Origin of the sequence: Xanthobacter agilis, from assembly GCF_021730435.1 — a bacterium.
In the GTDB taxonomy this organism is placed as follows: Bacteria; Pseudomonadota; Alphaproteobacteria; order Rhizobiales; family Xanthobacteraceae; genus Xanthobacter; species Xanthobacter agilis.
In genome coordinates this window covers 61,452-87,291 of record NZ_JABWGX010000021.1, presented here as the reverse complement: position 1 = coordinate 87,291, position 25,840 = coordinate 61,452, and the positions used below count along the sequence as shown (strand labels likewise).

26 protein-coding genes are annotated in these 25,840 nt (G+C 68.5%); 10 read left to right on the top strand and 16 right to left on the bottom strand.

Annotated elements, in window-relative coordinates; genetic code table 11:
* Positions 1-80 precede the first annotated feature (80 nt).
* Positions 81-548, top strand: a complete 468-nt coding sequence (locus HUW53_RS15500; protein WP_237346663.1) for a GNAT family N-acetyltransferase — start codon at positions 81-83, stop codon at positions 546-548.
* Positions 549-585: 37 nt separating this feature from the next.
* On the opposite strand, the gene HUW53_RS15495 is transcribed toward HUW53_RS15500, so the two are convergent.
* Complete coding sequence (locus HUW53_RS15495; RefSeq protein ID WP_237346662.1) at positions 586-2,412, bottom strand: ABC transporter transmembrane domain-containing protein; 1,827 nt, start codon at positions 2,410-2,412, stop codon at positions 586-588.
* A 111-nt stretch (positions 2,413-2,523) separates the two neighbouring features.
* On the opposite strand from HUW53_RS15495, the gene rpmE reads away from it, so the two are divergent.
* The gene (gene rpmE / locus HUW53_RS15490; RefSeq protein ID WP_234051330.1) at positions 2,524-2,748 is read left to right on the top strand and encodes a 50S ribosomal protein L31; all 225 of its coding nucleotides are present in this window, start codon (positions 2,524-2,526) and stop codon (positions 2,746-2,748) included.
* A gap of 145 nt (positions 2,749-2,893) precedes the next feature.
* Here rpmE and HUW53_RS15485 read toward each other — a convergent pair whose 3' ends face one another.
* Positions 2,894-3,436, bottom strand: a complete 543-nt coding sequence (locus tag HUW53_RS15485; protein ID WP_237346661.1) for a DUF1465 family protein — start codon at positions 3,434-3,436, stop codon at positions 2,894-2,896.
* A gap of 274 nt (positions 3,437-3,710) precedes the next feature.
* Positions 3,711-3,893, bottom strand: coding sequence for a DUF1192 domain-containing protein (locus HUW53_RS15480; RefSeq protein ID WP_237346660.1), 183 nt, complete (start codon positions 3,891-3,893; stop codon positions 3,711-3,713).
* Between the two features lie 211 nt (positions 3,894-4,104).
* On the opposite strand from HUW53_RS15480, the gene HUW53_RS15475 reads away from it, so the two are divergent.
* On the top strand, positions 4,105-5,112 hold the full coding sequence (locus HUW53_RS15475; protein WP_237346659.1) for an NAD(P)H-quinone oxidoreductase: 1,008 nt from the start codon (positions 4,105-4,107) through the stop codon (positions 5,110-5,112).
* Between the two features lie 111 nt (positions 5,113-5,223).
* Here the strand turns inward: HUW53_RS15475 and HUW53_RS15470 are convergent, their stop codons facing one another.
* Entirely contained in the window at positions 5,224-7,086 is a 1,863-nt protein-coding gene (locus tag HUW53_RS15470) for an ABC-F family ATP-binding cassette domain-containing protein (RefSeq protein WP_237346658.1), read from the bottom strand.
* A 192-nt stretch (positions 7,087-7,278) separates the two neighbouring features.
* Entirely contained in the window at positions 7,279-7,458 is a 180-nt protein-coding gene (locus HUW53_RS15465) for a YdcH family protein (RefSeq protein WP_237346657.1), read from the bottom strand.
* Positions 7,459-7,839: 381 nt separating this feature from the next.
* Here HUW53_RS15465 and HUW53_RS15460 point away from each other — a divergent pair, with 381 nt between their 5' ends.
* Positions 7,840-8,046, top strand: a complete 207-nt coding sequence (locus tag HUW53_RS15460) for a YdcH family protein (RefSeq protein WP_237346656.1) — start codon at positions 7,840-7,842, stop codon at positions 8,044-8,046.
* 136 nt (positions 8,047-8,182) lie between these two features.
* On the opposite strand, the gene HUW53_RS15455 is transcribed toward HUW53_RS15460, so the two are convergent.
* Positions 8,183-8,668 (bottom strand): peroxiredoxin, encoded by a 486-nt coding sequence (locus HUW53_RS15455; protein WP_237346655.1) that lies wholly within the window; start codon positions 8,666-8,668, stop codon positions 8,183-8,185.
* A gap of 107 nt (positions 8,669-8,775) precedes the next feature.
* Positions 8,776-9,687: a protein-disulfide reductase DsbD domain-containing protein gene (locus HUW53_RS15450; RefSeq protein WP_237346654.1), complete on the bottom strand. Its 912-nt coding sequence runs from the start codon at positions 9,685-9,687 to the stop codon at positions 8,776-8,778.
* Between the two features lie 157 nt (positions 9,688-9,844).
* Between HUW53_RS15450 and HUW53_RS15445 the strand changes: the two genes are divergently transcribed.
* Positions 9,845-10,462 (top strand): YqgE/AlgH family protein, encoded by a 618-nt coding sequence (locus HUW53_RS15445; RefSeq protein ID WP_237346653.1) that lies wholly within the window; start codon positions 9,845-9,847, stop codon positions 10,460-10,462.
* A gap of 185 nt (positions 10,463-10,647) precedes the next feature.
* On the opposite strand, the gene HUW53_RS15440 is transcribed toward HUW53_RS15445, so the two are convergent.
* A complete protein-coding gene (locus HUW53_RS15440) occupies positions 10,648-11,001 on the bottom strand; it encodes a P-loop NTPase family protein (RefSeq protein ID WP_237346652.1) in 354 nt (117 codons plus the stop codon).
* Positions 11,002-11,105: 104 nt separating this feature from the next.
* Positions 11,106-14,024 (bottom strand): EAL domain-containing protein, encoded by a 2,919-nt coding sequence (locus HUW53_RS15435; RefSeq protein WP_237346651.1) that lies wholly within the window; start codon positions 14,022-14,024, stop codon positions 11,106-11,108.
* Between the two features lie 463 nt (positions 14,025-14,487).
* Here HUW53_RS15435 and HUW53_RS15430 point away from each other — a divergent pair, with 463 nt between their 5' ends.
* From HUW53_RS15430 to HUW53_RS15420, 3 genes are all read left to right on the top strand, one after another.
* Entirely contained in the window at positions 14,488-16,194 is a 1,707-nt protein-coding gene (locus HUW53_RS15430; RefSeq protein ID WP_237346650.1) for an AAA family ATPase, read from the top strand.
* 371 nt (positions 16,195-16,565) lie between these two features.
* Positions 16,566-16,772, top strand: a complete 207-nt coding sequence (locus tag HUW53_RS15425) for a TOBE domain-containing protein (protein WP_237346649.1) — start codon at positions 16,566-16,568, stop codon at positions 16,770-16,772.
* Between the two features lie 194 nt (positions 16,773-16,966).
* A complete protein-coding gene (locus HUW53_RS15420; protein WP_237346648.1) occupies positions 16,967-17,173 on the top strand; it encodes a TOBE domain-containing protein in 207 nt (68 codons plus the stop codon).
* A gap of 94 nt (positions 17,174-17,267) precedes the next feature.
* Here HUW53_RS15420 and HUW53_RS15415 read toward each other — a convergent pair whose 3' ends face one another.
* Positions 17,268-18,155, bottom strand: coding sequence for a helix-turn-helix transcriptional regulator (locus tag HUW53_RS15415; protein ID WP_237346647.1), 888 nt, complete (start codon positions 18,153-18,155; stop codon positions 17,268-17,270).
* A gap of 253 nt (positions 18,156-18,408) precedes the next feature.
* Between HUW53_RS15415 and mog the strand changes: the two genes are divergently transcribed.
* Entirely contained in the window at positions 18,409-18,936 is a 528-nt protein-coding gene (gene mog, locus HUW53_RS15410) for a molybdopterin adenylyltransferase (RefSeq protein WP_237346646.1), read from the top strand.
* A gap of 7 nt (positions 18,937-18,943) precedes the next feature.
* Here mog and HUW53_RS15405 read toward each other — a convergent pair whose 3' ends face one another.
* The 5 genes from HUW53_RS15405 to fabA all read right to left on the bottom strand — a co-directional run bounded on the left by HUW53_RS15405 (position 18,944) and on the right by fabA (position 23,940).
* The gene (locus HUW53_RS15405) at positions 18,944-19,834 is read right to left on the bottom strand and encodes a cation diffusion facilitator family transporter (protein ID WP_237346645.1); all 891 of its coding nucleotides are present in this window, start codon (positions 19,832-19,834) and stop codon (positions 18,944-18,946) included.
* Between the two features lie 134 nt (positions 19,835-19,968).
* Positions 19,969-20,745, bottom strand: a complete 777-nt coding sequence (locus HUW53_RS15400) for a bestrophin-like domain (RefSeq protein WP_237346644.1) — start codon at positions 20,743-20,745, stop codon at positions 19,969-19,971.
* Between the two features lie 210 nt (positions 20,746-20,955).
* Entirely contained in the window at positions 20,956-21,804 is an 849-nt protein-coding gene (gene fabI, locus HUW53_RS15395) for an enoyl-ACP reductase FabI (RefSeq protein ID WP_237346643.1), read from the bottom strand.
* Between the two features lie 207 nt (positions 21,805-22,011).
* Positions 22,012-23,229: a beta-ketoacyl-ACP synthase I gene (gene fabB, locus HUW53_RS15390; RefSeq protein WP_237346642.1), complete on the bottom strand. Its 1,218-nt coding sequence runs from the start codon at positions 23,227-23,229 to the stop codon at positions 22,012-22,014.
* Between the two features lie 177 nt (positions 23,230-23,406).
* A complete protein-coding gene (fabA, locus tag HUW53_RS15385) occupies positions 23,407-23,940 on the bottom strand; it encodes a 3-hydroxyacyl-[acyl-carrier-protein] dehydratase FabA (protein ID WP_237346641.1) in 534 nt (177 codons plus the stop codon).
* 356 nt (positions 23,941-24,296) lie between these two features.
* On the opposite strand from fabA, the gene mscL reads away from it, so the two are divergent.
* Positions 24,297-24,731, top strand: a complete 435-nt coding sequence (gene mscL / locus HUW53_RS15380; RefSeq protein ID WP_370877836.1) for a large conductance mechanosensitive channel protein MscL — start codon at positions 24,297-24,299, stop codon at positions 24,729-24,731.
* 33 nt (positions 24,732-24,764) lie between these two features.
* On the opposite strand, the gene HUW53_RS15375 is transcribed toward mscL, so the two are convergent.
* Entirely contained in the window at positions 24,765-25,835 is a 1,071-nt protein-coding gene (locus HUW53_RS15375) for a quinone-dependent dihydroorotate dehydrogenase (RefSeq protein WP_237346639.1), read from the bottom strand.
* Positions 25,836-25,840: the final 5 nt, after the last annotated feature.

The window sequence follows — 25,840 nt, the reverse complement described above, 5'->3', positions numbered from 1 at the left end:
GCGATAAAATAAGGAGCTAGAGCATTTTCGGTGAACCGGAGTTCACCGAAAATGCTCTAGCTCCCACACCGGACCCCGCCATGCCCATTCCGACCTACACCCTACACCCCGTCACACCCGCCGACCGGCCGGCCATGGCCGACCTGTGGGTGGCGAGCTGGGTGAAGACCTTGCCGGAGATCGATTTCGAGGCACGCCGACCTTGGCTCGAAGCCCATCTGGACACGCTGGCGGCGGGCGGTGCCCTCACCTGCGCGGCGGAGCGGGATGGGGTCGTGGCCGGCTTCGTGGTGATCCATCCCGGAACCGGATACCTGGACCAGATCGCCGTCGCCCCCGCCTTCTGGGGCCAGGGCGCGGCCGAGGCGCTGATGGATGAGGCCAAGCGCCTCTCCCCCGCCCTGGTGGCGCTGGACGTGAACCAGGAGAACCCGCGCGCCGTGCGCTTCTACCAAAAGATGGGCCTTGCCGTCACCGGCGAGGGGGAAAACCCCATGTCCGGCCGCCGCACTTTCCGCATGGAATGGCGCGGCACCCCCGCGCGGTGAGCATCCGCGGCCGCCCCCTCACCCCGCCCCTCACCCCTCACCCCGCCGCGTTGAACTGGAGCGCGGCGAGACGGGCATAAAGGCCGCCCTTGGCCACCAGCTCGGCATGGCTGCCCTCGTCCACGATCCGCCCCGCCTCCATCACCAGGATGCGATCGGCGGAGAGCACGGTGGCGAGCCGGTGGGCGATGACGAGGGTGGTGCGACCCGCCATGGAGCGCTCCAAGGCGGTCTGCACCAGGGTTTCGCTCTCGGCATCGAGGGCGCTCGTCGCCTCGTCGAGCAGCAGGATGGGCGCGGCGCGCAGGATGGCGCGGGCGATCACGATGCGCTGGCGCTGGCCGCCGGAGAGGGTGACGCCCCGTTCCCCCACCTCGGTCTCCCAGCCGTGCGGCAGGCGCGCCACGAACTCGTCCACCAGGGCGGCCCGGCCCGCCGCCTCCACCTCGGCGTCGGTGGCCTCCGGGCGGCCGAGGCGGATGTTGCCGCGCACCGTGTCGGCGAAGATGGCCACCTCCTGGGGCACCAGCGCCATTTGCCGGCGCACCGCCACCGGATCGCAGCCATGGATGTCCACGCCGTCGAAGCTGATGCGCCCGGCCTGCGGGTCGTAGAAGCGTTCCAGCAGCTGGAACACGGTGCTCTTGCCCGCCCCCGAGGGGCCCACCAGGGCCACCCGCTCGCCGGGGCGGATCTCCAACGACAGCGCGTGCAGGGCCGCGCAATCGGGCCGGCTGGGATAAGCAAAGCTCACCTCGTCGAAGCGGATGGCGCCGGCGACCCGCTCCGGCAGCGCCACAGGCTTCGCATGGCCCTTCACTTGAGCCCTCACCTGAGGTTCCGCCTTGAGCAGCTCGGCGATGCGCTCGGCGGCGCCGGCGGCGGCGGCGGCCTCGCCCCAGGTCTGGGAAAGATCGCCCAGAGCGGAGGCGGCCAGAACGGCATAAAGCACGAACTGGCCCAGCGTGCCGGCGCTCATGGTGCCGTTCAGCACCGATTGCGCGCCCACCCACAGCACCGTCACGATGGAGGCGAACACCAGGAAGATGCCGACCCCGGTCAGGATCGCCCGCGCCCGCGTCGCGTCGCGGGCGGCCTCGAACGCCCGCTCCACCGCGCCGCCGAAGCGGGCGAGGGCCGCGCCCTCCGCGGTCGAGGCCTGGAGCGCGCGCATGGCGCCGAGCGCCTCGGCGGCATAAGCGGAGGCATCGGCCAGCGTGTCCTGGGCGGCGCGGGCGCGCTTGCGCACGCGCCGGCCGGAAGCCACCAGCGGCAGCACGATCACCGGAATGGCGATGAGCACCAGGCCCGAGAGGTGCAGGCTCGTCACCACCATCATGACCATGGAGCCGAGGCACAGCACGAGGTTGCGCAGGGCGGTGGAGGCCGAGGCGCCGACCGCCGCCTTGATCTGGGTGGTGTCCGCCGTCAGGCGCGAGGTCAGCTCGCCCGAACGCGCGGTGTCGTAGAAGGCGCCGTCGAGGGTCACGAGGCGGGCGAACACTGCCGTGCGCAGGTCCGACACCACCCGCTCGCCAAGCGTGGTCACGAGGTAGTAGCGCGCGGCGGACGCCGCCGCGAGCACGGCCACCACCGCCACCAGCACCTCGAAATAGCGGTCCACGAGGCCCGCCTGATCGGCCGCGAAGCCGAAATCGATCATCCGCCGCACCGCGAGCGGCAGCGCCAGGGTGGCGAGCGCGGCCACCAGAATGGCCGCCAGGGCGGCCAGCAGCCGTCCGCGATACCGCTTCAGAACGGGCCACAGGCCCTGAAGCGGCGCGAGTGAACGCCGCTTGGGGCGCGCCGTGGCATCAAATGCGCGTTCGGGGGCGGCTTCGGGGGCGAGGTCGGCTTGTGTCAAGGGTTGCTCTCGGCTATAGACCCGCCACTTCCGGCAGGAAACGAATTTGAGCGCGTCGGGGTCTTATGGGATCGTCTCATGAGCCCGGCGAGGCCAAAAGGATTGAAGACCATGAAGAGCGATATCCATCCCGACTACCACTTCATCAAGGTGGTCATGACGGACGGCAGCGAGTACACGACCCGGTCGACCTACGGCAAGGACGGTGACACCCTCCAGCTCGACATCGATCCGCGGACCCATCCGGCGTGGACCGGCGGCACCCAGCAGCTCATGGACCGCGGTGGCCGCGTGTCGCGCTTCAAGAACAAGTTCGGCGCGCTGCTGAAGGGCTGATCCGGACCAGGCTCCGCCGCCGGGAAAGCTGCGCGCTCCGCAGCTTCCCTCATATCGGCGCGGGTGATCCCCACGCTGCGGCGGCATGGCTCAAGGCAAGGTTTCGAGAGCCGGCCCAATTGAGAGCCAGCCGCGGAAGCCGACCCTAAGGGGCCTCTTCCGGAGAGACGAGACGAAGCCGCGGGTGTCCGGTGGGACGCTGACGCGGCTTTTCATTTTCCGCCTCCTCCAGCGCCACCCACGGGCCAGCGGCATCCAGCGCCGGGGGCAGTTCGGTGGATTGCAGCGTGCTCGCGTGCTGGGCCGAGTGCTCGGCCATGGCATCCAGCAGCGCCAGCACCTGGGCGGCAAGGCCGGAGACCTGCAGCAGCACAACTTGGAGCGCCGGCGCGCGCACCTCGCGCAAGGCGGGGGTCAGGCTGTCGGCCACCTGCTCCGGCAAGTCGAGCCGCGCCGCCTCGTCGCAGGCGGCCTCCGCCGCCATGTCGCCCTCGGCCACCGCGCGCAGCAGCATCAGGGCCGTGGCGAGATCCAACAGCAACACCGACAGGCCGGCGCGCAGACCTCCGTCGAGGCCGGCGGCCAGCCGCTCGTCGGACAGGCGCGCGCGCGCCTGCGACAGCAGCGCCATGCCGCCCGAGAACACCGGCTCCAAGGCCTCGTCCCCCATGTCCGCGTCTCGTCCCAAGCGCTGCCACTCCTCCGGGCCTGTCATGCGGCGTCACAAAACGCCGCCGCGCGCCAAAGGTAAAGGCCAAGGAACGGGTTCAGGCTGAGGAAATCGGGCACGGCGGCCGGCACGGCACCCCCGAAAGAAGAGCCGCCTCACGGCGGCTCATGGGTTGGCAGTCAAAACGCCAAGTGTCCGGGAGGACGCGTCGATTCGATCGACACCCCGATTTTCCCCCGGCGCGGTTAACGAAACATGAACGCCGCCCGGCCCCGATGCCGCCCGCGCCGGATCAGAGCTTGAACGCCGCCTCAGCCGCCGCGCGGGACGTTTCCTTCTGCGCCAGCGCCCCTTCGAGGCGCACGATCTCCGCCTTGAGCGCGGCGATGCGGGCGCGGATCTCGTCCACCGATAGGCGCGACACATCGGCGCCCAGCGGCCCGTCCGGCGGCGGCGCCGGCCTTTCCTCGTCCATGGGGGTCCTCTCCTCTCGCAGCCTGCCGCCCATGGTAGCCGGGCCGTCCCGCCGCTTGAAGGGGGAGACAGCGATGGCAGGCGCTTTGCCGCCACCGACGGGCGGGGTAAAAAGCGCCACCTGCGCCGTGTCGCGGGTCGGCCCCACGCGTCGCGGGCCGGCCCGCGCAGTGGCGCGCCACCTCGCCCGAAGCGCTCCAGGGAGCCCAACCATGACAGAGCCGGCCGTGCCCGCCACCATGACCGCCATCGCCATCACCGCCCCCGGCGGCCCCGAGGTGCTGGTTCCCGAGCAGCGCCCCACCCCAACCGCCGCCCCCGGCGAGGTGCTGGTGAAGGTGGAGGCCGCCGGCGTCAATCGCCCGGACGTGATGCAGCGCAAGGGGCTTTATCCCCCGCCCGCGGGCGCGTCCGACATTCCGGGCCTCGAGATCGCCGGCACCGTGGTCGCCCTGGGCGAAGGGGCGCGCCGGTTCCAGATCGGGGACCGCATCTGCGCCCTGGTCTCGGGCGGGGGCTATGCGCAGTATTGCCCGGCCCCCGAGGCCACCGCTTTGCCGATCCCCGCCGCCCTGTCCTTCGCCGAAGCGGCGGCGCTGCCCGAAACCGTCTTCACCGTCTGGAGCAACGTGTTCCAGCGCGGCGGCCTGAAGGCCGGCGAATGGCTGCTGGTGCACGGCGGATCGAGCGGCATCGGCACCATCGCCATCCAGCTCGCCAAGGCGTTCGGGGCGCGGGTGATCGTCACCGCCGGCTCGGATGAAAAATGCGCCGCCTGCCTCACGCTCGGCGCCGACGTCGCGGTGAACTATCGCGACACGGACTTCGTGCCGCAGGTGAAGAGCGCCACCGCCGGCACCGGCGCCAACGTGATCCTGGACATCATCGGCGGCCCCTACATCCAGAAGAATTACGAGGCCGCCGCCATGGACGGGCGCATCGTCCAGATCGCCTTCCAGAAGGGCTCCAAGGCGGAGGTCGATTTCATGCGGCTGATGCTGAAGCGCCTCACCCACACCGGTTCCACCCTGCGCTCGCGCCCCCTGGCGGAAAAGGCCGCGCTGGCGGCCGAGGTGGTGGAAAAGGTGTGGCCACTGGTGGAAGCCGGCACGCTGCGCCCGGTGATGGACCTCGCCTTCCCCCTCGCCGAGGCCGCCGCCGCCCATGCCCGCATGGATGCGAGCACCCATATCGGGAAGATCGTGCTGACGGTGGGGTAAGGCGCCCACTCCAGGCACCGGCTCCAACATCGGGCGTGCGCCCCTCCCCCGCACGCGGGGCGAGGGGACGCAAAAGCCCCGGCGCGCGCCGGAACGCCAAGGGCGCCCGGCTCAGCCCTCCAGTTCCTCCTTGAGGATCTCCAGCCGCAGCCATTCCTCTTCCGCCGCGTCCAGCTCGGCCTGGGTCTTGGCGAGATCGGCCGAGGCCTTGTCGAAGGCCGCCGGGTCGCGGGCATAGAGGCCGGGGTCGGCCATCACCGCCGCGCGCTTGGCGATCTCGGCGCGCAGCTTGTCCATGGTGGCGGGCAGGGTCTTCAGCGCGTGCTGCTCGTGGAAGGACAGGCGCTTCTTCCCCTTGTCCTTGACCGCCGGTGTCCCCTGGCCCGCCGGTGTCCCCTGGCCCGCCGGCGCCCCCTTGGCGGCCTCGGCCTTGCTCGCGTCCCCCTTGGTCGCATCCCCCTTGGTGGCCGCCTTGGCTTCCACCCCGCGCCCGCGCTGGGCCACCATGTCGGAATAGCCGCCCGCATATTCGCGGAACACGCCATGGCCCTCGGCCATGATGACGCTGGTCACGGTGCGATCCAGGAAGTCGCGGTCGTGGCTCACCAGGATCACGGTGCCGGCATAATCGGCCACCATCTCCTGCAACAGGTCCAGGGTTTCGAGGTCGAGGTCGTTGGTGGGCTCGTCGAGCACCAGGAGATTCGACGGCAAGGCCAGCGCCCGCGCCAGCATGAGCCGCCCGCGCTCGCCGCCGGACAGGACCGAGAGCGGCGTGTTGGCCTGGTCCGGGGTGAACAGGAAGTCCTTGAGATAGCCCATCACATGCTTCGGCTGGCCGCCCACCATCACCGTATCCGAGCCGCCGCCGGTCAGGGCGTCGCGCAGGGGGGTGGTGGGGGCGAGCGCGGCGCGCTTCTGGTCGAGAGAGGCGATCTCCAGATTGGTACCGAGCTTCACCGTGCCCGAATCGGGCGCGATCTCGCCGGTCAGGAGCTTGATGAGCGTGGTCTTGCCCGCGCCATTGGGCCCGACGATGCCGATGCGGTCGCCACGCTGGATGCGGGTGGAGAAATCCGTGACCACCGCCTGCTCGCCATAGGACTTGCAGATGTGCTTGGCCTCGATGACCAGCTTGCCGGAGGTCTCCCCCTCGGTGACCTGGAGCTTCACATTGCCCTGGGCGCGGCGCTCCTCCCGGCGATCCTTGCGCATGGAATGCAGCATGCCGAGGCGGCGCACATTGCGCTTGCGGCGGGCGGTGACGCCGTAGCGCAGCCAGTCCAGCTCGGCGACGATCTTGCGGTCGAGCTTGTGGCGCTCGGTCTCCTCCTGCTCCAGCACGCTGTCGCGCCACGCTTCGAAGCCCGCGAAACCCTGCTCCAGCCGCCGCGTCTGACCCCGGTCGAGCCACACGGTGGCGCGCGACAAGGTCTCCAGGAACCGCCGGTCATGGCTGATGAGCACGATCGCCGAGCGCAGCGACTTCAGCTCGCTCTCCAGCCATTCGATGACCGGCAGATCAAGATGGTTGGTGGGCTCGTCGAGCAGCAGCACATCCGGTTCCGGAGCGATGACGCGCGCGAGCGCCGCCCGCCGCGCCTCCCCGCCGGAGAGATGGGCGGGGTCCTCCTGGCCGGTCAGTCCCAGTTGCTCCAGGAGATATTGAGCGCGGTAGGCTTCGTCGCCGGGGCCGAGGCCGGCCTCGACATAGGCAAGCGTGGTCGCATAGCCGGTGAAGTCCGGCTCCTGCGGCAGGTAGCGCACGGTAGCGCCGGGCTGGAAGAAGCGCGTCCCGTCATCGGGCGCGATCAGTCCCGCCGCCACCTTCAGCAAGGTGGACTTGCCCGAGCCGTTGCGCCCGACCAAGCACACGCGGTCGCCGGCGGAGACGGAAAGCTCCGCCCCGTCGAGCAAGGGGGTGGCGCCGAAGCGCAGGTGGATGTCTTGAAGGAGGATCAGCGGAGGGGCCATGCCGCCCGGATTAAAGCCACCGGCGCCGGAACGCAAAGGGTGTGCGTCCGTTCGCTCAGGATAAGAACCGGCCTTGTCGCAGATACGACATTGCTGTGGCCGGCGCGCACCCGCGACGCCGTCGGCTTCAGCCGCAGTCCGCCGTCCGCCGCCGAGCCCCAACTCGACGTCGGCAACATCCTCACGCCAGCATCAATGAAACGTGATGGGTCCGCCCAGGCGGTTCATTTCGTCTTTGAGAACAAGCTTCTTGCGCTTGAGTTCCGCCACGCGGACCGAGTCCTTGGCGGGCGAGGCGAGTTCACGCGAGAGCTCCTGATCGAGAGCCGCATGGCGCCGCTTCAGCTCCTGAAGGTGCGACTGGATGGACATACTGAGCCACTCCCTGTCTGCATCACGACAGGAAGTCTGTCACGGGTTTGACGTGAAGTCGACCACCTTTCTTGCGGGCGGCGCGGGAAGATGTCTTGCAGTGCGAAAAGCCCATGCCATAGTCGTTTGGCGCGCGGATCGCGCGTCGCCGGCGGTCCCCTGGGGGCGAAGCCTGACGGATATGTGATCGCATGCAGGGCGGTCGCGGCCGGTCGTCATGGCGCGGAATGTCCCCAGGTGGGGGCGAAGGCGAGGCGGGACAGGCCCCGGCGATGCGCGGGAGGCGGCGGACAGGCCGCCATCGGCAAGGCTCCGGCACCGCCCTTTCAAGGGCGGAACCGGAGCGCGGATCACCGGGTACGGGTTGCGACGGATGGGTGCATGACCATTGACGAGGAACGGGATCTGAAGATCCTCTTGGAGCGCTTCCGGCAGGAGCATCGCGACCTTGATGTCGCCATCGAGGCGCTGACCGGGGTAACCGGCTCGGACGTGCTCCAGGTGCAGCGGCTGAAGAAGCGCAAGCTGCAGCTCAAGGACCGCATCACCCATCTCGAAGACCAATTGTTCCCCGACATCATCGCCTGAGGCGGGCGAACACCGCGCCCCGCGCGATGGGGCCTAGAGCATTTCCGGTGAACTCTCGTTCACCTGAAATGCTATAAGTCTTTGTTTTGTCGCAATTCCAGGCGCAAAACCGCTCCACACTTTTGCTGGAATTGCTCTAGAGCTGCGCCAGCAGCGCCGTGGCGCCGGAGATGTCGGCCTTGCCGGGGCTGTCCTCCACATTGAGGATCTTCACCACGCCATTCTCGACCAGCATGGCGTAGCGCTGCGAGCGCACGCCGAGGCCGGCGGCGGTGGCATCGAAGGTGAGGCCGAGCGCGGTGGCGAAGCTCGCATCCGGGTCCGACAGGAACAGGATCTTGCCACTGGCGCCGGACGCGGTTTCCCAGGCCCCCATCACGAACGGGTCGTTCACCGACACCACGGCGATGGTGTCCACGCCCTTGGCGGTGATGGCGTCCGCATGCGCCACATAGCCCGGCAGGTGGTTCTTGTGGCAGGTGGGGGTAAAGGCGCCCGGCACCGCGAACAGCACCACGCGCTTGCCCTTGAAGACCTCGTCCGTGGTCTTCTGCACCGGACCGTCGGTGGTCATCACGCGAAAGGTGGCGGGGGGCAGGCTGTCGCCGACCGAAATGGACATGGCACTCTCCGCAAGGACGCGGCCCGGAACGGCCGCGCGCGGACAATACGTGGTTTTACGGAGGAGGAAAGGGTGTGCGGCCGCCCCGACGCCACCACCTTGGCCGCTCACCGCGGCTGCGGCACCGCCGTCGCGGTCACCGAGCGCGGCGTGTCGGACAAGGTGAAGGTGAGCCGGGCATGGGCCAGGTCGGCATCCGCCGGCACCCCCTCCAGGGGCAGGCTGAAGCGGGCGAGACCGCCGGGCAGCGCCGTCTTCTGCGGCAGCGGCAACGCCCAGCGGGCATCGGGTCCCTCCACGAACAGGTCGGCCATGGGGGTCGCCACCCGCGCCTCCACCACCAGCTGAGGCGGGGTCGATGCCGGATCGAGGCGGGCGGAAAGGATGGCGGGCGCGCCTTCGGCGCCAAGCGCCGCCTCTTCCGGCACCTTGGCGCGGGCGGCGGCGAGACGCTGGGCCACCGCCGGATCGGCGGCGCCGTCGAGCTCCAGGGCGAGGCGCGCGTTGGCGGGCATGCACAAAGCCTCGCACACGGCGAAATCCATGATGAGATCCAGCCGCGCCGGCCGCGCCGGGTCCTTCAGCGTCACCTTCAGCGGAAACACCACGCTTGATTTGTAGCCGATGGAAAAGCCGTTGCCGCCGTCGGCGAAGCGCCGGGGCGCCGGCCACTCCACCCTGACCTCCGCCACATTTTCCGACCCCGAAAACGAGATGACCGGCGGCACACCGCTGTCGCCGGGATAGCGCCAATAGGTCTTCCACTGGGGCGCCAGGCGCATCTCGATGCCGGCTTCGCGCACCGGGCCATCCCCACCGGCGGAGACCAGCCGCACCTCGGCGCCGGGCAGGCTCACCGCATCGGTCTCGGCCGCCTCCGCGGGCGCCACGCACGCCGGGGCCACCGTCGCCAGGGCCACCGCCGCCAGCGGCCAAAGGCGGCGGCGGGCGCCTGAGCCGGACAAGGGGAAGCGCCGATGTGGCGGGCGGGCGGCGCGGCCGGGTGCGAAGCATGTCATGACTGTTGCCGGTACCGCCTCCCGCGCGCCCGGCAAAGGGCTTCCTGCGCACAAGCCTGTGAGCGCGCCACCGCTTCCCAGGCGCGGCCGGGGTGTCGGGCGACCGCCCGCGCGCAGGCGCATTTCCAAAACCCGCGATGCGCGGTAGGCTTGCGCCATGACCGCGACCGATACCCCGAACGCCCCGGCAGGCGGCCCCCGCTTTCTCGACGGGCAGATGCTGATCGCCATGCCCACCATGCGCGACGAGCAGTTCGCGCGCGCGCTGGTCTATGTCTGCGCCCACTCGGCCGAAGGGGCGATGGGGATCGTGGTGAACCAGCCCGCGAGCCATCTCGACTTCGGCGACCTCCTGGTGCAACTCGACGTGGTGCCCGCCGCCGAGCGCATCCTGCTCCCCAAGAGCGCCGGCGCCATCAAGGTGCTGAAGGGCGGGCCGGTGGAGACCGGGCGCGGCTTCGTGCTCCATTCGGCCGACTATTTCATCGAGAACTCCACCCTGCCCATCGACGACGGCATCTGCCTCACCGCGACGCTGGACATCCTCAAGGCCATCGCCGGCGGCACCGGGCCGCAAAGCGCGGTGCTGGCCCTCGGCTATGCCGGCTGGGCGCCGGGCCAGCTCGAATCGGAAATCCAGGCCAACGGCTGGCTCAACTGCCCCGCCGATCCGGACCTGATTTTCCGCAGCGCCATCGAGAGCCGATACGACGCGGCGCTGCGCAGCCTCGGCATCGACCCCGGAATGCTCTCCAGCGAGGCCGGCCACGCCTGACGGCCGCCGGTCGACCGCGCCCGCCGGGGGACGTCACGGCAGCGCCGCGAGCAACGCCGCCCTGTCCTGCCGCGAGGAGACGATCAGCCTCGGTCCCGTGAACCCATCGAACCGCGCCGCGTGACCCGCACGGGAGCTTGAAACGTCCCGCCGATCCTAGTCCCCCGCCCAGCGCATCAGGCCGTTCAGGTCGTCCATCCCCGCCCCCGTCGCACCCCGCGCCGGCGCAGGTTGTCAAGGCATTCCGCGACCGGGATCGCGCTCCAGATCATGGCCGTGGCGCGCGGTGCGGCGATCCGCGCCAGGCGACCAGAGACGCCTTCGATGATCCAGCACGCGCCGGCGGCCGCGTCGCGCACCAGGGCGAGCGTCGCCGCCTTGTCGCGCGCGCGGCCATATCCGCCTGGCTCCCAATGGATGTGGTCGAGGTCAAAGGCGGGACACCGGAGCCGTGCCGCCAGATGCTGCGCCAGCCCGCTCTTGCCGGCGCCGCTGTTGCCGATGATCAGGGTGCGGGTCAGGACGTCGGCCGGCAGCATCTCGGCCTCAGCGGCGGGGCGCAGGCGCTATCCCGCGCCATGATCGGCGCGAGCCCATCCAGGCCGCGCGATGTCGGCAGCCGGGACCTGCACCGGCCTCCCCCTCACTCCGCGGCGGCGCGCTTCTTCTTGGTGTCCACCGGCGCCGGCTCGATGAGCGCGCGGCAGTCCTCGGCGGTCAGCGGCTCGCCGAACACCACGCCCTGGGCGTATTCGCAGCCGTAGCGCGCCATCTGCGCGGCCTCGCCCTCGCGCTCCAGGCCCTCGGCGATCACGTCCATGCCCAGCTCGTGGGCCAGTTCCACCAGGGAATTGATGATGACCGGACGCGCCGCCCGCGCCGGCCCCTTGGCGGTGTCGCGGACGAAATGCTGGTCAATCTTGATGGTGTCGAACGGGAAGCGCTGGAGATAGGACAAAGAGGAATAGCCGGTGCCGAAATTGTCGAGCACGAGGCCGGCGCCCAGCTCCCGCACGCGGCTGAGCAGCACCGCGGCATATTCGGGATTCTCCATCACCAGGGTCTCGGTGATCTCCAGCTTCAGGGAGCCCGGCGCCAACTGGTTGCGGGTGAGCACGGATTTGAGATCCTGCACCAGATCATGCCGCAGGAGCTGGCGCGAGGACACGTTGACGTGGACGAACAGGGGCGGGTCCACCCGCAGCATGCGCTGCCAGACGGCGAGCTGCCCCGCCGCCATCTCCAGCACATGGAGGCCGAGCTCCAGGATCAGCCCCGTCTCCTCCGCCAGCGACAGGAACTCGGACGCCGCCAGCTCGCCAAGGCGCGGATGGTTCCAGCGCATATAGGCCTCGAAGCCGCCGATGGCGCGATCGTTGAGGCGCACGATGGGCTGGTAGCGCACGAAGATTTCGCCGTTGTTCAGCGCCTCCGCCAGCTCCGCCTCCAGCGCCACCCGGTCGATCTTCTGCTGGCGCATGGCCGGGCGGAACACCTCGATCCGGTCGCCGCCGATGCGCTTGCCGTAATACATGGCAAGCTCCGCGTCCTTCATCACCTCGTCGCGCTTGCCGACCTCCGGTCCTGACAACAGGAGACCGATGGAGGCGGTGACGAACACTTCCTTCTCGGCCAGCGCGATCGGCGCGCGCAGGGAGCGCCGCAGGGTGTCGGCGAAGGTGGTGATGCGCTCGGGATCGCGCTCCGACAGCAGGATGAGGCCGAACTGATCGCCGGCGATGCGGGCCAGCGTGTCCTGCGGCCGCAGCAGGCGCATGAGGCGGCGGGACACCGTGAGCAGGATGGAATCGGCCACCGCCATGCCCACCTGCACATTCACCTGCTTGAAGCGATCGAGGTCGATCACCATCACCGTCGGCTTCACCTTCGGATCGATGCGGGCGAGGGTCAGGGCCTGTTCCAGCCGGTCGAGGAACAGTTCGCGGTTCGGCAGGCCGGTCAGGTTGTCGCGCACCGCGTCGTGCAGCAGCCGCTCGGCGGCGATGCGCTCCCCGGTGACGTCGAACAGGGTGCCGACGCAGCGCACCACCTCGCCGTCGGCACCCACCACCGGGCGGGCCTTCAGGTTGAAGGTGAGATAGTGGCCGTCGATGGCCTTGAGGCGGAAATCCTGGTCGATGCGGCCGCGCCGCTGGTCGATGATGCCGTCGAGGGTGGCGCGGAAGCGGTCGCGGTCGGCCGGGTGCAGCACCTCCAGCCAGCCGGCGGCCTCGGTTTCCAAGGAATGGCGCTTGAGGCCCAAGGCCTCCTCCGCCTCCGGAGAGGTGTAGATGCGGTCGGTGTCCACATCCCAGTCCCACACGATGAGGCCGGAGCCGGCCAGCGCCAGCGCCCGGCGCTCCAGCTCGGAGGTCGACCCCTGGATGCCGCCGATGCCGGCGAACGCGTGCTGCATGACGGTGAAGCCGATCAGCATCACGATCAGCACCAACCCGCCGGACAGCGCCGGCGCAGCCAAGTCGTTGCTGATGGTGCCGGCCACCGTCAGGCCCGCCATCAGCACCCACACCAGCAGCAGCGACCAGGTGGGAATGACGAGCACGGCCCGGTCATAGCCGTGCTGGGACAGCCACAGCACGATGCCGAACCCGAACACCGCCACCGCCAGCAGGGACAGGCGGGCGATGCCCGCCGCCACCGGCGCGTCGAGCAGCGCCACCACCACCAGGGCGGCAAGGAACGCCAGCCAGCCGGCGGCCACATGCACATAGCGCACATGCCAGCGGTTGAGATTGAGATAGGCGAACAGGAACACCAGCAAAGTCGCGGTCAAGACCGCCTCGCCCGCCGCGCGCCAGAACTGCTCGGCCACGGGCGAGAGACCGAACACCTTGGACCAGAAGGCGAAGTCGAGCCCGATATAGCCCAGCACCGCCCATGCCAAGGCGGCCGCCGCCGGGAACATCACCGAGCCCTTCACCACGAACAGGATGGTGAGGAACAGGGCCAGCAGGCCGGCGATGCCGATGACGATGCCGTGGTAGAGGGTGAAGGCGTTCACCCGGTCCTTGTAGGCGTCGGGTTCCCACAGATAGAGCTGCGGCAAGGTGGAGGTACCTAATTCCGCCACGAAGGTGACGGTGGAGCCGGGGTCCAGCGTCACCAGGAACACGTCCGCGTCGGGCGAGTTCTGGCGCTCGGGCTTGAAGCCCTGGCTCGGGGTGAGGGAGACGATGCGCCGGTTGCCGAGGTCGGGCCAGAACAGGCCCGAGCCCACCATGCGGTAATGGGGGGCGACGATGAGCCGGTCCACCTGCTCGTCGGTATTGTTGGTGAGGGCGAAGGCGATCCAGTCCACATGCTGGCGCCCATCGGCGCTCTGCACCTCGATGCGGCGGACCACCCCTTCCGAATCCGGTGCGGTGGACACCTGGAAGCGGCCATTGTCGGTGGTCTCGCGCTCCACGGCCGGGGCAAGGTTCGTCACCTTGGCGTCCAGCCGCAGCGCGACGGGCTCCAGCGCCCGCGCCGGGTCGCTCCCGAGGGACGCCAGGGCCAGGGCCAGGACAAAGGCGAGGATCGCGGCGATGAATGAACGCAACGTCAGGTCTCCGCACCCGGAAACGATCGGGCGGCTGTTCGCTCACTAACGACGGCATACGGCCGGAGCAAGGCGGCCCCTGCCGTAACGTGATACTCCCACGCACGGCACCAACGCAGCCCGGACGACGGCTTCACCGCGCCGGGCGGCGGGGCAGTCTAGAGCATTTCCGCGCTCCGAAAATCGCGAACATGCGTTTCACTCTCGCGTGAGGCCCGCCCCTGCGCCGGCAAAGCCGGGGCCATCAATCCCCTATAGCGGCCATGGCGCGCGATGGGAATCCCTGCCCGAGCGGCAATGGCCGCCCGATCCTCTTCCACGCCCCGCCCGGCGCCCGCGCGGAATTTGCGCCAGATCAAAAAGCGGCCTGCTTCTTGCTGCGCCGCACTCACATATGCCGCAGATGCCGGAGCCCGTCGCTTTTGTCGGAGGCCGGACATCGCTTGTGACTATGAGGTCATCGATGAAGCTCATCGTCGAACGTCTGGTCGTCGAATCCCTGGTGAACGCCTTTCCCGGTCAGGCCCACCTGCTCGCCCAGCCGCGCTTTTCCAATCGGGTCGAGGTCGGCCTCGACACCCTGAAGCCGGAGGAGCTGTGTCACCTGCACGACCTGGTGCAGAAAAACGGCGGCACCCCGGTCCGCGGCCAGGACGAACAGCTCGCCAATCTGGTGCGGGTGTTCCAGTACGAGGGGGCCACCTTCGGCCCCGACGACCTGGAGGAATTGGCCGGCGCGATGGCGCTGTTCCTGGTGGACAATTGCATTCGCGGCTGGCTGTTCCGCATGAACCCCGGCGGCAAGCCCGAGCCCTATCTCATCACCCGGCTCGATTTCACCCCCGCCGGCGAGGAGGAGGCCGGGCGCGTCATCATCGAGCTGAAGGCCAACAACCGCGGCCGGACCCACATGGAGAACCTGCTGATCCGCTCCAAGGATCTGCGCGGCCTCACCATTCCCGGCACCTTGGCGGCCAAGGGCTGGCTTTTGGAAGACCCCGGCCTGCTGCGCTCCTTCGACGAACAGATGGTGCTGTATTTCGACTGGCGCGCCCGCTACGGCCAGCAATTTTCCGCCACCGGCACCGGCATTTTCGCCGAGGACCCCACCGCCAACCGCCGCGACACCGATTGGGCGCGCAAATCCACCATCGTCCTGTCCTCCTCCGGCGCCGAGACCCGGCTCGTGAACGACGAGGAGCTTCTGGGCGAGCGCACCCTGGGCGCGGAGACCTCCGGCTTCTTCCTCGACAAGCTGGTGAAGAAGGCGGAAAAGCAGAACTGCTTCGACATGGCGGTGGACGAGGCCTTGAAGAAGGCCAAGGACAGCGTGCCCAAGGGCGCCTTCACCGACATGCCGGTGCACCCCCTGATCCTGATGTTCCACCTGGAATTGCACCACCATGTGTGGGTGCATGTGGACGACATCAAGCCCTACCAATACCACCCCGAGCTCAAGCAGAAGCTGGTTCTGCCCCCCGAGCAGACCGACCTCATCGACATTCTGACCGCCGAGATGAACACGCTCATGGACGACATCGTCGTGGGCAAGTCCGGCGGCACCACGGTGCTGTGCGCCGGCCCGCCCGGCGTCGGCAAGACCCTCACCGCCGAGGTCTATTCGGAGATCATCCAGCGCCCGCTCTACCGGGTGCATTCGGGCCAGCTCGGGCTCGATGTCTCCACCATGGAAAGCCAGCTCAAGGACGCGCTCACCCGCGCCCAGCGGTGGGGCGCGGTGATGCTGATCGACGAGGCCGACGTCTACATCAAGCGGCGGCAGGACAACCTCACCATGAACGCGGTGGTGGGCGTGTTCCTGCGCGTACTCGAATATTTCAACGGCCTTTTGTTCCTCACCACCAACCGGGTGGACGATATCGACGAGGCGATCATTTCGCGTTGCATCGCCCTCATCAAATACCATTCCCCCGGCCCCGACGACCGCCGCCGGATCTGGAGGGTCATGGCCGACCAGTTCGCCTTACCCCTCTCCGACGCACTGATCGACCTCCTGGTGGAGCAGTTCCCGGAGACCTCCGGCCGCGACATCAAGGGCCTCGCCAAGCTGGTGTCCAAATTCTGCTCGCAAAAGCAGGTGCCGCCGACCATCGAAGTGTTCCGCCGCTGCGCCATCTTCCGCGCGCTCGACGTGCCGCCCATGGCGTGAGGCGGCGCTGCCTGCCCCCCCGAGACGCCCGCGCGCCGCCGCGCGGGCGTCTCCCCTCGCCGGCACGAAGCTATAGTTGACGCGACATAACTTCGCAGCGCCGCGACGCAGCGCCTTGACCCCGCTGGCCATCGGCCGCCGGCGGGAAAGCACGGGTATTTTCCGCATATTGTTTCAGCTGCGGCGCATGACTAGCTAAGTCCGCACGGACCAGCCCGCTCTTCACGGCGTCCGGCGAGAGGGTCGCATATGAGCCCCCCGCGTGACCGGCTTCGCAAAAGGGCCGTCAACCGGGGGCGCCATCCGAGCGCCGTCCGCCGGGCGCCGTCATCCTGGCGATGCCTCCGCTGCATCGAGCAAGGGAGATAAAAATGAAAGTTTCCGCGCGCAACGCTCTTCCCGGCAAGATCGTCGAGATCAAGAAGGGCGCCACCACCGCCCATGTGGTGATCGATGTGAACGGCCTGAAGGTAACCGCTTCCATCACCAACGAATCCGTGGACGAACTCGACCTCAAGGTGGGCGGCGAAGCCACCGCCATCGTGAAGTCGTCCGACGTCATCATCGCCGTGGCGTGATCCCCCGGCCGGCGGGCGCCCGCGAGGACGGCCCGCCGCCTCGCCCTCCCATGCCCGCCCGCGCGGGGCCCTTGCGCAGGCGTGGCAGGGCGTCACCCGCTGCGGTTCATCGATGTCACGCGTTGTCTTCACACCGGGCGCTCGTCCCCGCCCAGGGATGCGCCCAGGGACGCGCCAAAGACAGGGAGAACATCATGAAGGTTTCAGCCCGCAACGCATTCCCCGGCAAGATTGTCGAGATCAAGACCGGTGCCACCACCGCCCATGTCGTGCTCGACGTGAACGGCCTCAAGATCACCGCCTCCATCACCAATGAGGCAGTGGAAGACCTCGGCCTCAAGGTGGGCGGCGACGCCACCGCCATCGTGAAGTCGTCCGAGGTCATCGTCGCCGTCGACTGATGACGGCGGCGCGGCCGCCCGATCGGCAATCGGGCGGCCTTCCGCTTCCGCGATGCGCGCCGGAGCCCTGCGCCTCTCGACCGCGCCGGGTCGCTCAGCGCCCGTTGAAATGCACCGTGCCGAAGCCCGACAGATCGTAACCGCCGAGGGCCTGCGCCCGCGCCGCGAAGGCCGGTGTCCGGCAGAACGCGACCAGCTTCTGGAACGGCGGGTCGAAATAGGCCTTGCGCCAGACCAGAAGGTCGAAGCGCTCCTCCACCAGCGGCACGAAATCCAGATTGAGCTGCCGGGCCGCCGCCTCGATACCAAGGCCCACGTCCGCCCGGCCGCCGGCGATGGCCATGGCGAGATCGGTCTCCGAGCGCTCCACCGTATCGACCGCGCGCAGGTCCGCCCGCGCCATCTTTTCCGCCTTCAGCAACCGGTCGAGCACCATCTCGCTGCCCGCCTCGGGCTGGCGCGGCTGGAACCTGAGGCCCCGAATGTCCCGCATGCAGGTGGGCGCATGGGGCAGGTCCGGCCGCGACATGAGCCCGCGCGTGCGCCGCGCCCACTCCAGCATCACCCACGGCTGCGCGCCGAAGCGCTCCGCCACCATCGAGACATTCCAGTCATCCCCGTCGGGGATGTGCAGGCCGGCGGCGATGCAATCCCCCGCCGCGGCGCGATTGAGCCCGTCGAGCGCCCCGTCGAAGAAAGCGGCGATGCCGGAGCGCGATTCCCGCAGCGCCCATTCCAACAACGGATCATGCCCCCCCGCCATCACCAGGGCGCGCGGGGCTTCCAGCTGCGGCGGCGCCTCCTCGTCGTTCGCCCCCTCCGTCTCCGCGCCGAGCCAGGTTTCGATCTCCTTGCGCGGGAACAGCAGCTTACCGGTGACCTTGCGGAATGGCAGCGTGCCGGACGACACCAGATCGTAAACCTTGCGCTCCTTCACCCTCAGAAGCGTAGCCAACTCACGCGTGGTGAGAAAATCCGACATGACGGAATCCAGAAAGACACAAGGGCCGGAAAGAACGACACTGAAAACCTATATCCGCATAGATACGATGTCATGGAAGTGACGCAACAAAAACCCGTCGCGCCAAGTCGCCACGCCGACCACCCCCTTCCCGCGCCGCCTTGCCCCGCGGCCTTGCCCCGCGGTCTTGCGGCGCCTACAGCGAAAGCATCCGTGACGCGGCGGCTCCGAAGGGCGCCGCCGGCCGCACCCCATCCGCACCGGAGACACGATCGTGGCCCGCATCGGCATCGTCACCATTTCGGATCGCGCCAGCCAGGGCACCTATGAGGACAAGAGCGGTCCCGCCATCGAGGCGTGGCTGCGGCATGCCATCACCAGCGCCTGGACCGCCGACTACCGCGTCATCCCCGACGGGTTCGAGAGCGTGCGGGACACCCTGATCGACATGAGCGACCAGGAGGGGCTGGACCTCATCTGCACCACCGGCGGCACTGGCCCCTCCCCGCGCGACCTGACCCCGGAAGCCATGGCCGCGGTGATCCACAAGCCCCTGCCCGGCTTCGGCGAGCAGATGCGGCGCATCTCCCTCCACGAGGTGCCCACCGCCATCCTCTCGCGGCAGGAAGCCGGCGTGCGGGGCAAGACCCTGATCGTCAACCTGCCCGGCAAGCCGGCATCCATTTCCGTGTGCCTGGGCGCGGTGTTCCCGGCCATTCCCTACTGCCTCGACCTGATCGGCGCGGCCCGCATCGAGACCGATCCGAAGGTGGTGGTGGCGTTCCGCCCCAAGGGCGCCTGATCGCGCCTCAGACCACCACCACGCCGTGATGCTGGGCTTCCGCCTCCGGCTCCACATGGATGGTGAGGATGGCGTCCTTCATCTCCTCGGCGAAGGCGGTCTCGATGCGGTCGCAGATGGCATGGGCCGCCGCGACCGTCATCTGGTCCGGCACCACCATGTGGAACTGCACGAAGGTCATGCGCCCGGCGTGGCGGGTGCGCAGATCATGCACCTCCAGCGCGCCTTCCGCATGGGAGGAGACCAGCTGGCGGATATGCGCCACCACCTCCGGCGGGGCCGCCTCGTCCATCAGGCCGGCCACCGATTCGCGCATCAGGCCCCAGCCCATCCACAGCACATTGAGCGCCACCAGACCGGCGATCAGCGGATCGAGCTGCGGCCAGCCGGTCAGGGGCACCAGCACGAAGCCCACCAGCACCCCCACCGACGTCACCACGTCGGAAAACAGATGCTTGGCATCGGCGACAAGGGCGGGAGAACGATGCGCCTTGCCCACCCGCAGCAGCACCCAGCACCACGTCCCGTTCAACACGGTGGCGGCGCCGTTGAACAGCATGCCGGTGAACGGTTGGTCTGGCAGGCGCGGGTCCATGAGCCCGTTATAGGCCTCGCGCAGGATGGTGAGCGCGGCGAGGATCACCAGCACGCCCTCCACCACCGCCGAGAGATATTCCGCCTTGTAGTGGCCGAACTGGTGGTTGGCGTCGGCCGGGCGCGAGGACACATGCAGCGCCACCAGCGCGCCGAGGGAGGCCGCCACATTGATGATGCTCTCGAGCGCATCGGACAACAGCGCCACCGAACCGGTGACCCACCAGGCCATGGTCTTCAGCCCGAGCACGACGACGCCGACGAGCACGCTCGCCGCCGCCACCCAGAGGGCATTGCGCGACATCGGGGGGTTCTCCTGTCCTTGCCATATAGGCGCCCGGCCTGCGCCACACGGCAGGAAACGGCACGGACACCCAAGACTCAGTTTGTAACAATTCTAAAGTTGCGCCGCAACACACCCCCGGAGGCACCGTGCCTTCACTGCAGCATCTGGCTCAGCGCGTTCTGCATGGCGTCGCTCGGCACGCGGATGATGCCGTCGAAGGGGCCGCTCATTTCCAGAATCAGGAACAGCGCGCCGGCCAGCGACACCGAACACAGGAAGAACACCACCAGTGACACCCCGTTGACGGGCGAGAACAGGCCGAAGCTCACGAAAATGAGAGTTAGCCACACGATCAGCACCGCGATGAAGACGGGCGGCACCGTGGTGACGCTCTCGGCCGCGACGGTCCAACGCAAGATGGCGATCGCCTTGTAACGGTCGAGGGCCTCCGCGCGCAGTTCCGACAGGACCGGCGTCGCCGGGGCAAGGCTGCGAATCTGCCGGCCCACGGCCTCCAGCAAGCCTTCCGATGGCGTTCCCCGGCTTGCGTCCGACCCGTTTTCGTGTGGTCCGGCCTGGCCCCCGGACCAGGTCGTCTCCAGCATGCGCTGCGTGTAGGCGATCAGCCCCTTGCGCGCGTCGTCCGCGCCCGGCCCGTAGGTGCGCAACACCACGTCCAGGGTGATGAGATCGGTGGCGAACTGCTGCACATCGCGCGCCGTGGTGTCGAAATTGCCCTTCACCGAAGCCGTCATCAGGCCGAGAATCAGTGACGACATGGCCGCCACCATGCCCACCCCGAGCTTCACCGCCTCCTGAGTTTCCTTGGAAAGGTGCTCCTCCCGCAGCCGCCGGGCGCCGAACATGCCGGCGCACACCCCCCCGAACAGGCCGACGAAGACGATGGCCGACACCAACAGGGCCTGCATGTCCTTCCCCCCACCGGGACCAGGCACCGGCGCCGTTTTGCATGTCTTGTTTCGCGCCCCTCCACGGGCCCGCCAAAGGGGCGGCGGCAGCGGTGACGCGGCGCGTCACAAATCATGAAATGCAGGGGGATTCAACAGCGCTGACGGGCCATGACGAATCAGGCTGCCCGGCCGGGCAGCCGCCACGTCGCAACGCGCGGTCGGAGCGACCTATTCAGCCGCCTTGGAGGGGGCTTCCGCCGCCAGCTTGGCTTCGGCGTCTTCCTGGGTCTTCAGCACGTCGGGATGGGGCATGGACATGATGTTATAGCCCGAATCCACGAAGTGGATCTCGCCGGTGACGCCGGTGGACAGGTCGCTGAGCAGATAAAGCGCGGAGCCGCCCACCTCCTCGATGCTGACCGTGCGGCGCAGCGGGGCGTGGCGCTTCTGATAGTTGAACATGAGCCGCGCGTCGGCGATGCCGGCGCCCGCCAGGGTGCGCACGGGACCGGCCGAAATGGCGTTCACCCGGATGCCGGCCGGACCGTAATCCGCCGCCAGATAGCGCACGGAGGCTTCCAGCGCCGCCTTGGCCACGCCCATCACGTTGTAATTGGGCATCACCCGCGTGGACCCGCCATAGGTCAGGGTGATGAGCGAGCCGCCGTTGGGCATCAGCGCCGCCGCGCGCTTGGCGATCTCGGTGAAGGAGAAGCAGGAAATGACCATGGTGCGCGAGAAATTCTCGCGGCTGGTATCCGCATAGCGGCCCTTCAGCTCCGACTTGTCGGAAAAGGCCACCGCGTGCACCAGGAAATCGATGCTGCCCCATTTGTCCTTGAGGGTCTCGAACACCGCATCGACGCTCTTGATGTCCTCGACATCGCATGGCAGCAGGATGGAGGAGCCGATGCCCTCGGCCAGCGGCCGCACCCGCTTGGCCATGCCTTCGCCCTGGTAGGTGAAGGCGAGTTCCGCCCCCTGCCCCGCCAGTGTCTTGGCAATGCCCCAGGCGATGGAGTGGTCGTTGGCGACGCCCATCACGAGGCCGCGCTTGCCTTTCATCAGGTCCTGCATCACCCACCCTTAGAGCATTGTCCCGCGAAGACACGCGACGGACCGGGAACGCGGCGCGAGAAGCCCGCCCCCAACACCCGGCGCCGACGCGACACGGCGGCAAATTCGCACATCACCCGCCGATAGCAGACGCGGCCCAGCCGCGCCACGCCTTCGGTGTCACCTCTTCCGACCGATCTTTACAATACGTGTACGCCGGAGCACCGGTCACGCATCCGGATGCTTGATGACGAGGCTCGCATTGGTGCCCCCGAAGCCGAAGCCGTTGGAGAGCACATGGCCGAGCTTCGCATTGTCGATGCGCTGGCGCACGATGGGCATGTCGGCGAACGCCGGGTCCATTTCCTCGATGTTGGCGCTCTCGCAGATGAAGCCGTTCTGCATCATCAGGATCGAGTAGATGGCCTCGTGCACGCCGGTGGCGCCCTGGGAGTGGCCGGTCAGCGACTTGGTGGCCGAGATCGGCGGGCACGCGTCGCCAAACACCGCGCGGATGGCCTCGATCTCCTTCAGGTCGCCGATGGGGGTCGAGGTGGCGTGCGGGTTGATGTAGTCCATGGGCGCCTTCACCGTGCTCATGGCGAGCGCCATGGCGCGCGCGGCGCCCTCGCCCGAGGGAGCGACCATGTCGGCACCGTCGGAGGTCGCGCCATAGCCGACGATCTCCGCATAAATGCGGGCGCCGCGCGCCTTGGCGTGCTCCAACTCTTCCAGCACCAGCACCCCGGCGCCGCCGGAGATGACGAAGCCGTCGCGATTCTTGTCATAGGCGCGGGAGGCCACCTGCGGCCGGTCGTTATAGGCCGAGGACATGGCGCCCATGCCGTCGAACAGCACCGACAAGGTCCAGTGCAGATCCTCGCAGCCACCGGCGAAGATGATGTCCTGCTTGCCGTACTGGATCAGCTCATAGGCGTTGCCGATGCAGATGTTGGTGGTCGCGCAGGCGGCCGAGATGGAATAGCTCAGGCCCTTGATCTTGAACCAGGTGGACAAGGTCGCCGAGGCGGTGGACGCCATGGCCTTGGGCACCGCGAACGGCCCCACGCGCTTCGGCCCCTTCTCGCGGGCGGTGTCGGCCGCCTCCACGATGGTCTTGGTGGACGAGCCGCCGGACCCCATGATGATGCCGGTGCGGATGTTGGAGACGTCGTTCGCCTCCAGCCCCGCATCGCGGATGGCCTGGTCCATGGCCACGTGATTCCATGCGGTGCCGCCGCCATGGAAGCGCATGGCGCGGCGGTCCACCAGATCTTCCGCGTTCAGGGTCGGCGCGCCGCGCACCTGGGAGCGGAAGCCCAGCTTGGCATAGTCCTCCGCGAACGAGAGACCGCTCTTGGCCTCGCGCAGGCTTGCGAGAACCTCCTGCGTGGTGTTGCCGATGGACGAGACGATGCCCATCCCGGTGACGACGACGCGGCGCATGTCAAATCCCCATTGGAACGCACGGTTCAGACCCTCGGCCCCGTCAGCGCGGCGTCGAGGGGTCGGGCTCGATCACCGCGCGGGTTCGCCGATGCCCGACTCGCCCGCGCCGTCGCGATCCCGGACGGGACCACGGCGGGCGTGGGCATGATGGCTGCGGATCGTGGCGGCGCCTTGTCAGGCGCCCGCCGGCTCCGTCGCCGCGTCGGTCTGGAACAGGCCGACCTTGAGATCATGGGCGCGATAGATAACGGTACCGTCCGCGGAGAGCCAGCCGTCGGCGATGCCCAGCACCAGCTTGGACCGCATCACGCGCTTGAAATCCACGCCGTACACCACCTTCTTCACGGAAGGCAGCACCTGGCCGGAGAATTTCACCTCGCCGAGGCCCAGCGCCCGCCCACGTCCGGGCGAGCCCAGCCAGCCCAGGAAGAAGCCCACCATCTGCCACAGGGCGTCGAGCCCCAGGCACCCGGGCATCACCGGATCGCCCTTGAAGTGGCAGCCGAAGAACCAAAGGTCCGGGTTCACATCAAGCTCGGCGCGGACCATGCCCTTGCCGAATTCCCCGCCGGTCTCGGAAATCTCGGAGATGCGGTCGAACATGAGCATGGGCGGCAGCGGCAATTGCGCATTGCCCGGCCCGAACAGCTCGCCACGTCCACATGCGAGGAGATCCTCATACCCGAAGCTGGTCTGCCGTTCCGCCATTTCTGAGCTTAATCGCCTTGCTGCCCAAGAGGGTGTCTTCCCAAAAAAGGGTCGTTTGCCCAAGAGGGTCGTTTCCACCGGGCCATGCGGCCCACCCCCGAAATCGATTGCTCCGATCCCGTGGGCGGGCCCTCCCTAACATAGGCGGGAGCGCGCTCAAAGTCATGAAAGCGTCACGGCGTCGAAAGAGCCGACTGAAGGTGCGATCGATGCCGCGCGCGGGCGCGCTCTGCGCTCGGAGGTGGCAAGGTATGCCAGACACCGCCTTGCCGCAACGTTCACGATCGAGTGAGATGCGCCGCGGCGCCACGGGCGCCCATGCGACAAGACACGGAAAGGAGCGCCGCAGCATGGCGATCTTGAAGGAATTCCAGGAGTTTGCCGTCAAGGGCAATGTGGTGGATCTCGCCATCGGCGTCATCATCGGCGCCGCCTTCGGCAATATCGTCACCTCCCTGGTGGGCGACATTTTCATGCCGGTCATCGGCGCCATCACCGGCGGCCTCGACTTCTCGAACCACTTCATACCGCTAGCGAAATCGGTCACGGCCGACAATCTGGCCGACGCCAAGAAGCAGGGTGCCGTATTGGCTTACGGCGCCTTCATCACCATCGCCATCAATTTCCTGATCGTGGCCGGCGTGCTGTTCCTGCTGGTGCGCGGCATCAATATCCTGCGCCGCCGACAGGAGGCGGCACCGGTAGTCCCGTCGCGCTCGGAAATCCTGCTCCAGGAGATTCGCGACCTGCTCGCCAAGACCGGCGCCGGCAAAGGCGCGCCGGGCGCCTGAAGCCGGCCCGCGCGCCGCAGCACGGCGCGGGCGTCAACGCACGTCTGCGCCCACCGCATCGCTGATGCAGCGAAAACCATCCGCCTTGAGGCGCGCCGCAAGATCCGCCTTGATGCGGTTCACCAGGCCCGGACCGTGGAACACCATGGCCGAATAGAGCTGCACCAGGCTCGCGCCGGCGCGGATCTTGGCATAGGCGTCCGCGCCCGAGGCGACGCCGCCGGCGCCGATCAGCGGCAGCTTGCCCTCCACCAGCCGCGACAGGGCGGCGAGGCGCTCGGTGGACAGGGCCATCAGCGGCTTGCCGGAGAGGCCGCCGGTTTCGCCCTTGTGGTTGCTGCGCAGCGCGGCCGGGCGCGAGAGGGTGGTGTTGCCCATGATGAGACCGTCCACGCCGGTCGCAAGCGCCACCTCGGCCACATCCGCGAGCCCGGCATCGTCGAGGTCGGGCGCCACCTTCACCAGCAGCGGCGGACGGCCCACTGGATCCGGAATGGAGGCGTTGCGCACTTCCAGCACCTGGGTCAGCAGGGCCGACATCTCGGAGCGCGCCTGCAGCGAGCGCAGCCCCGGCGTGTTGGGGGAGGAGATGTTGCAGACGATGTAATCGGCCAGCCGGCAGGTGGCCGAGACGCCGACCACATAATCCTCGATGGCGTCCTCGCTCTCCTTGTTCTTCCCCACATTGGCGCCGACGATGCCCTTGGCCCCCGCCGCCCGGCGCTGGCCCAGGCGCGAGACGAACGGCGCCAGTCCCTGGCTGTTGAAGCCGAAGCGATTGATGACGCCTTCGTCCTCCTCCAGCCGGAACAGGCGCGGCTTGGGATTGCCCGGCTGCGGCCGGGGCGTGACCGTGCCCGCCTCGACAAAGCCGAAGCCGAGCTTCAGCACGGCACCCACCACCTCGGCATCCTTGTCGAAGCCGGCGGCCAGCCCGATGGGGTTGGGAAAATCGATGCCCCACACGCGGGTGGCCAGCACCGGATCGTCCGGCCCGGCCAGGCGCGGCACCAGCCCCTTGCGCAGGGCCTTGATGGTCAGGCCGTGGGCGCGCTCCGGCGAGATGAAGCGCAGCAGCGGCCGCGCGAGCACGTAAGGATCCATGGCGA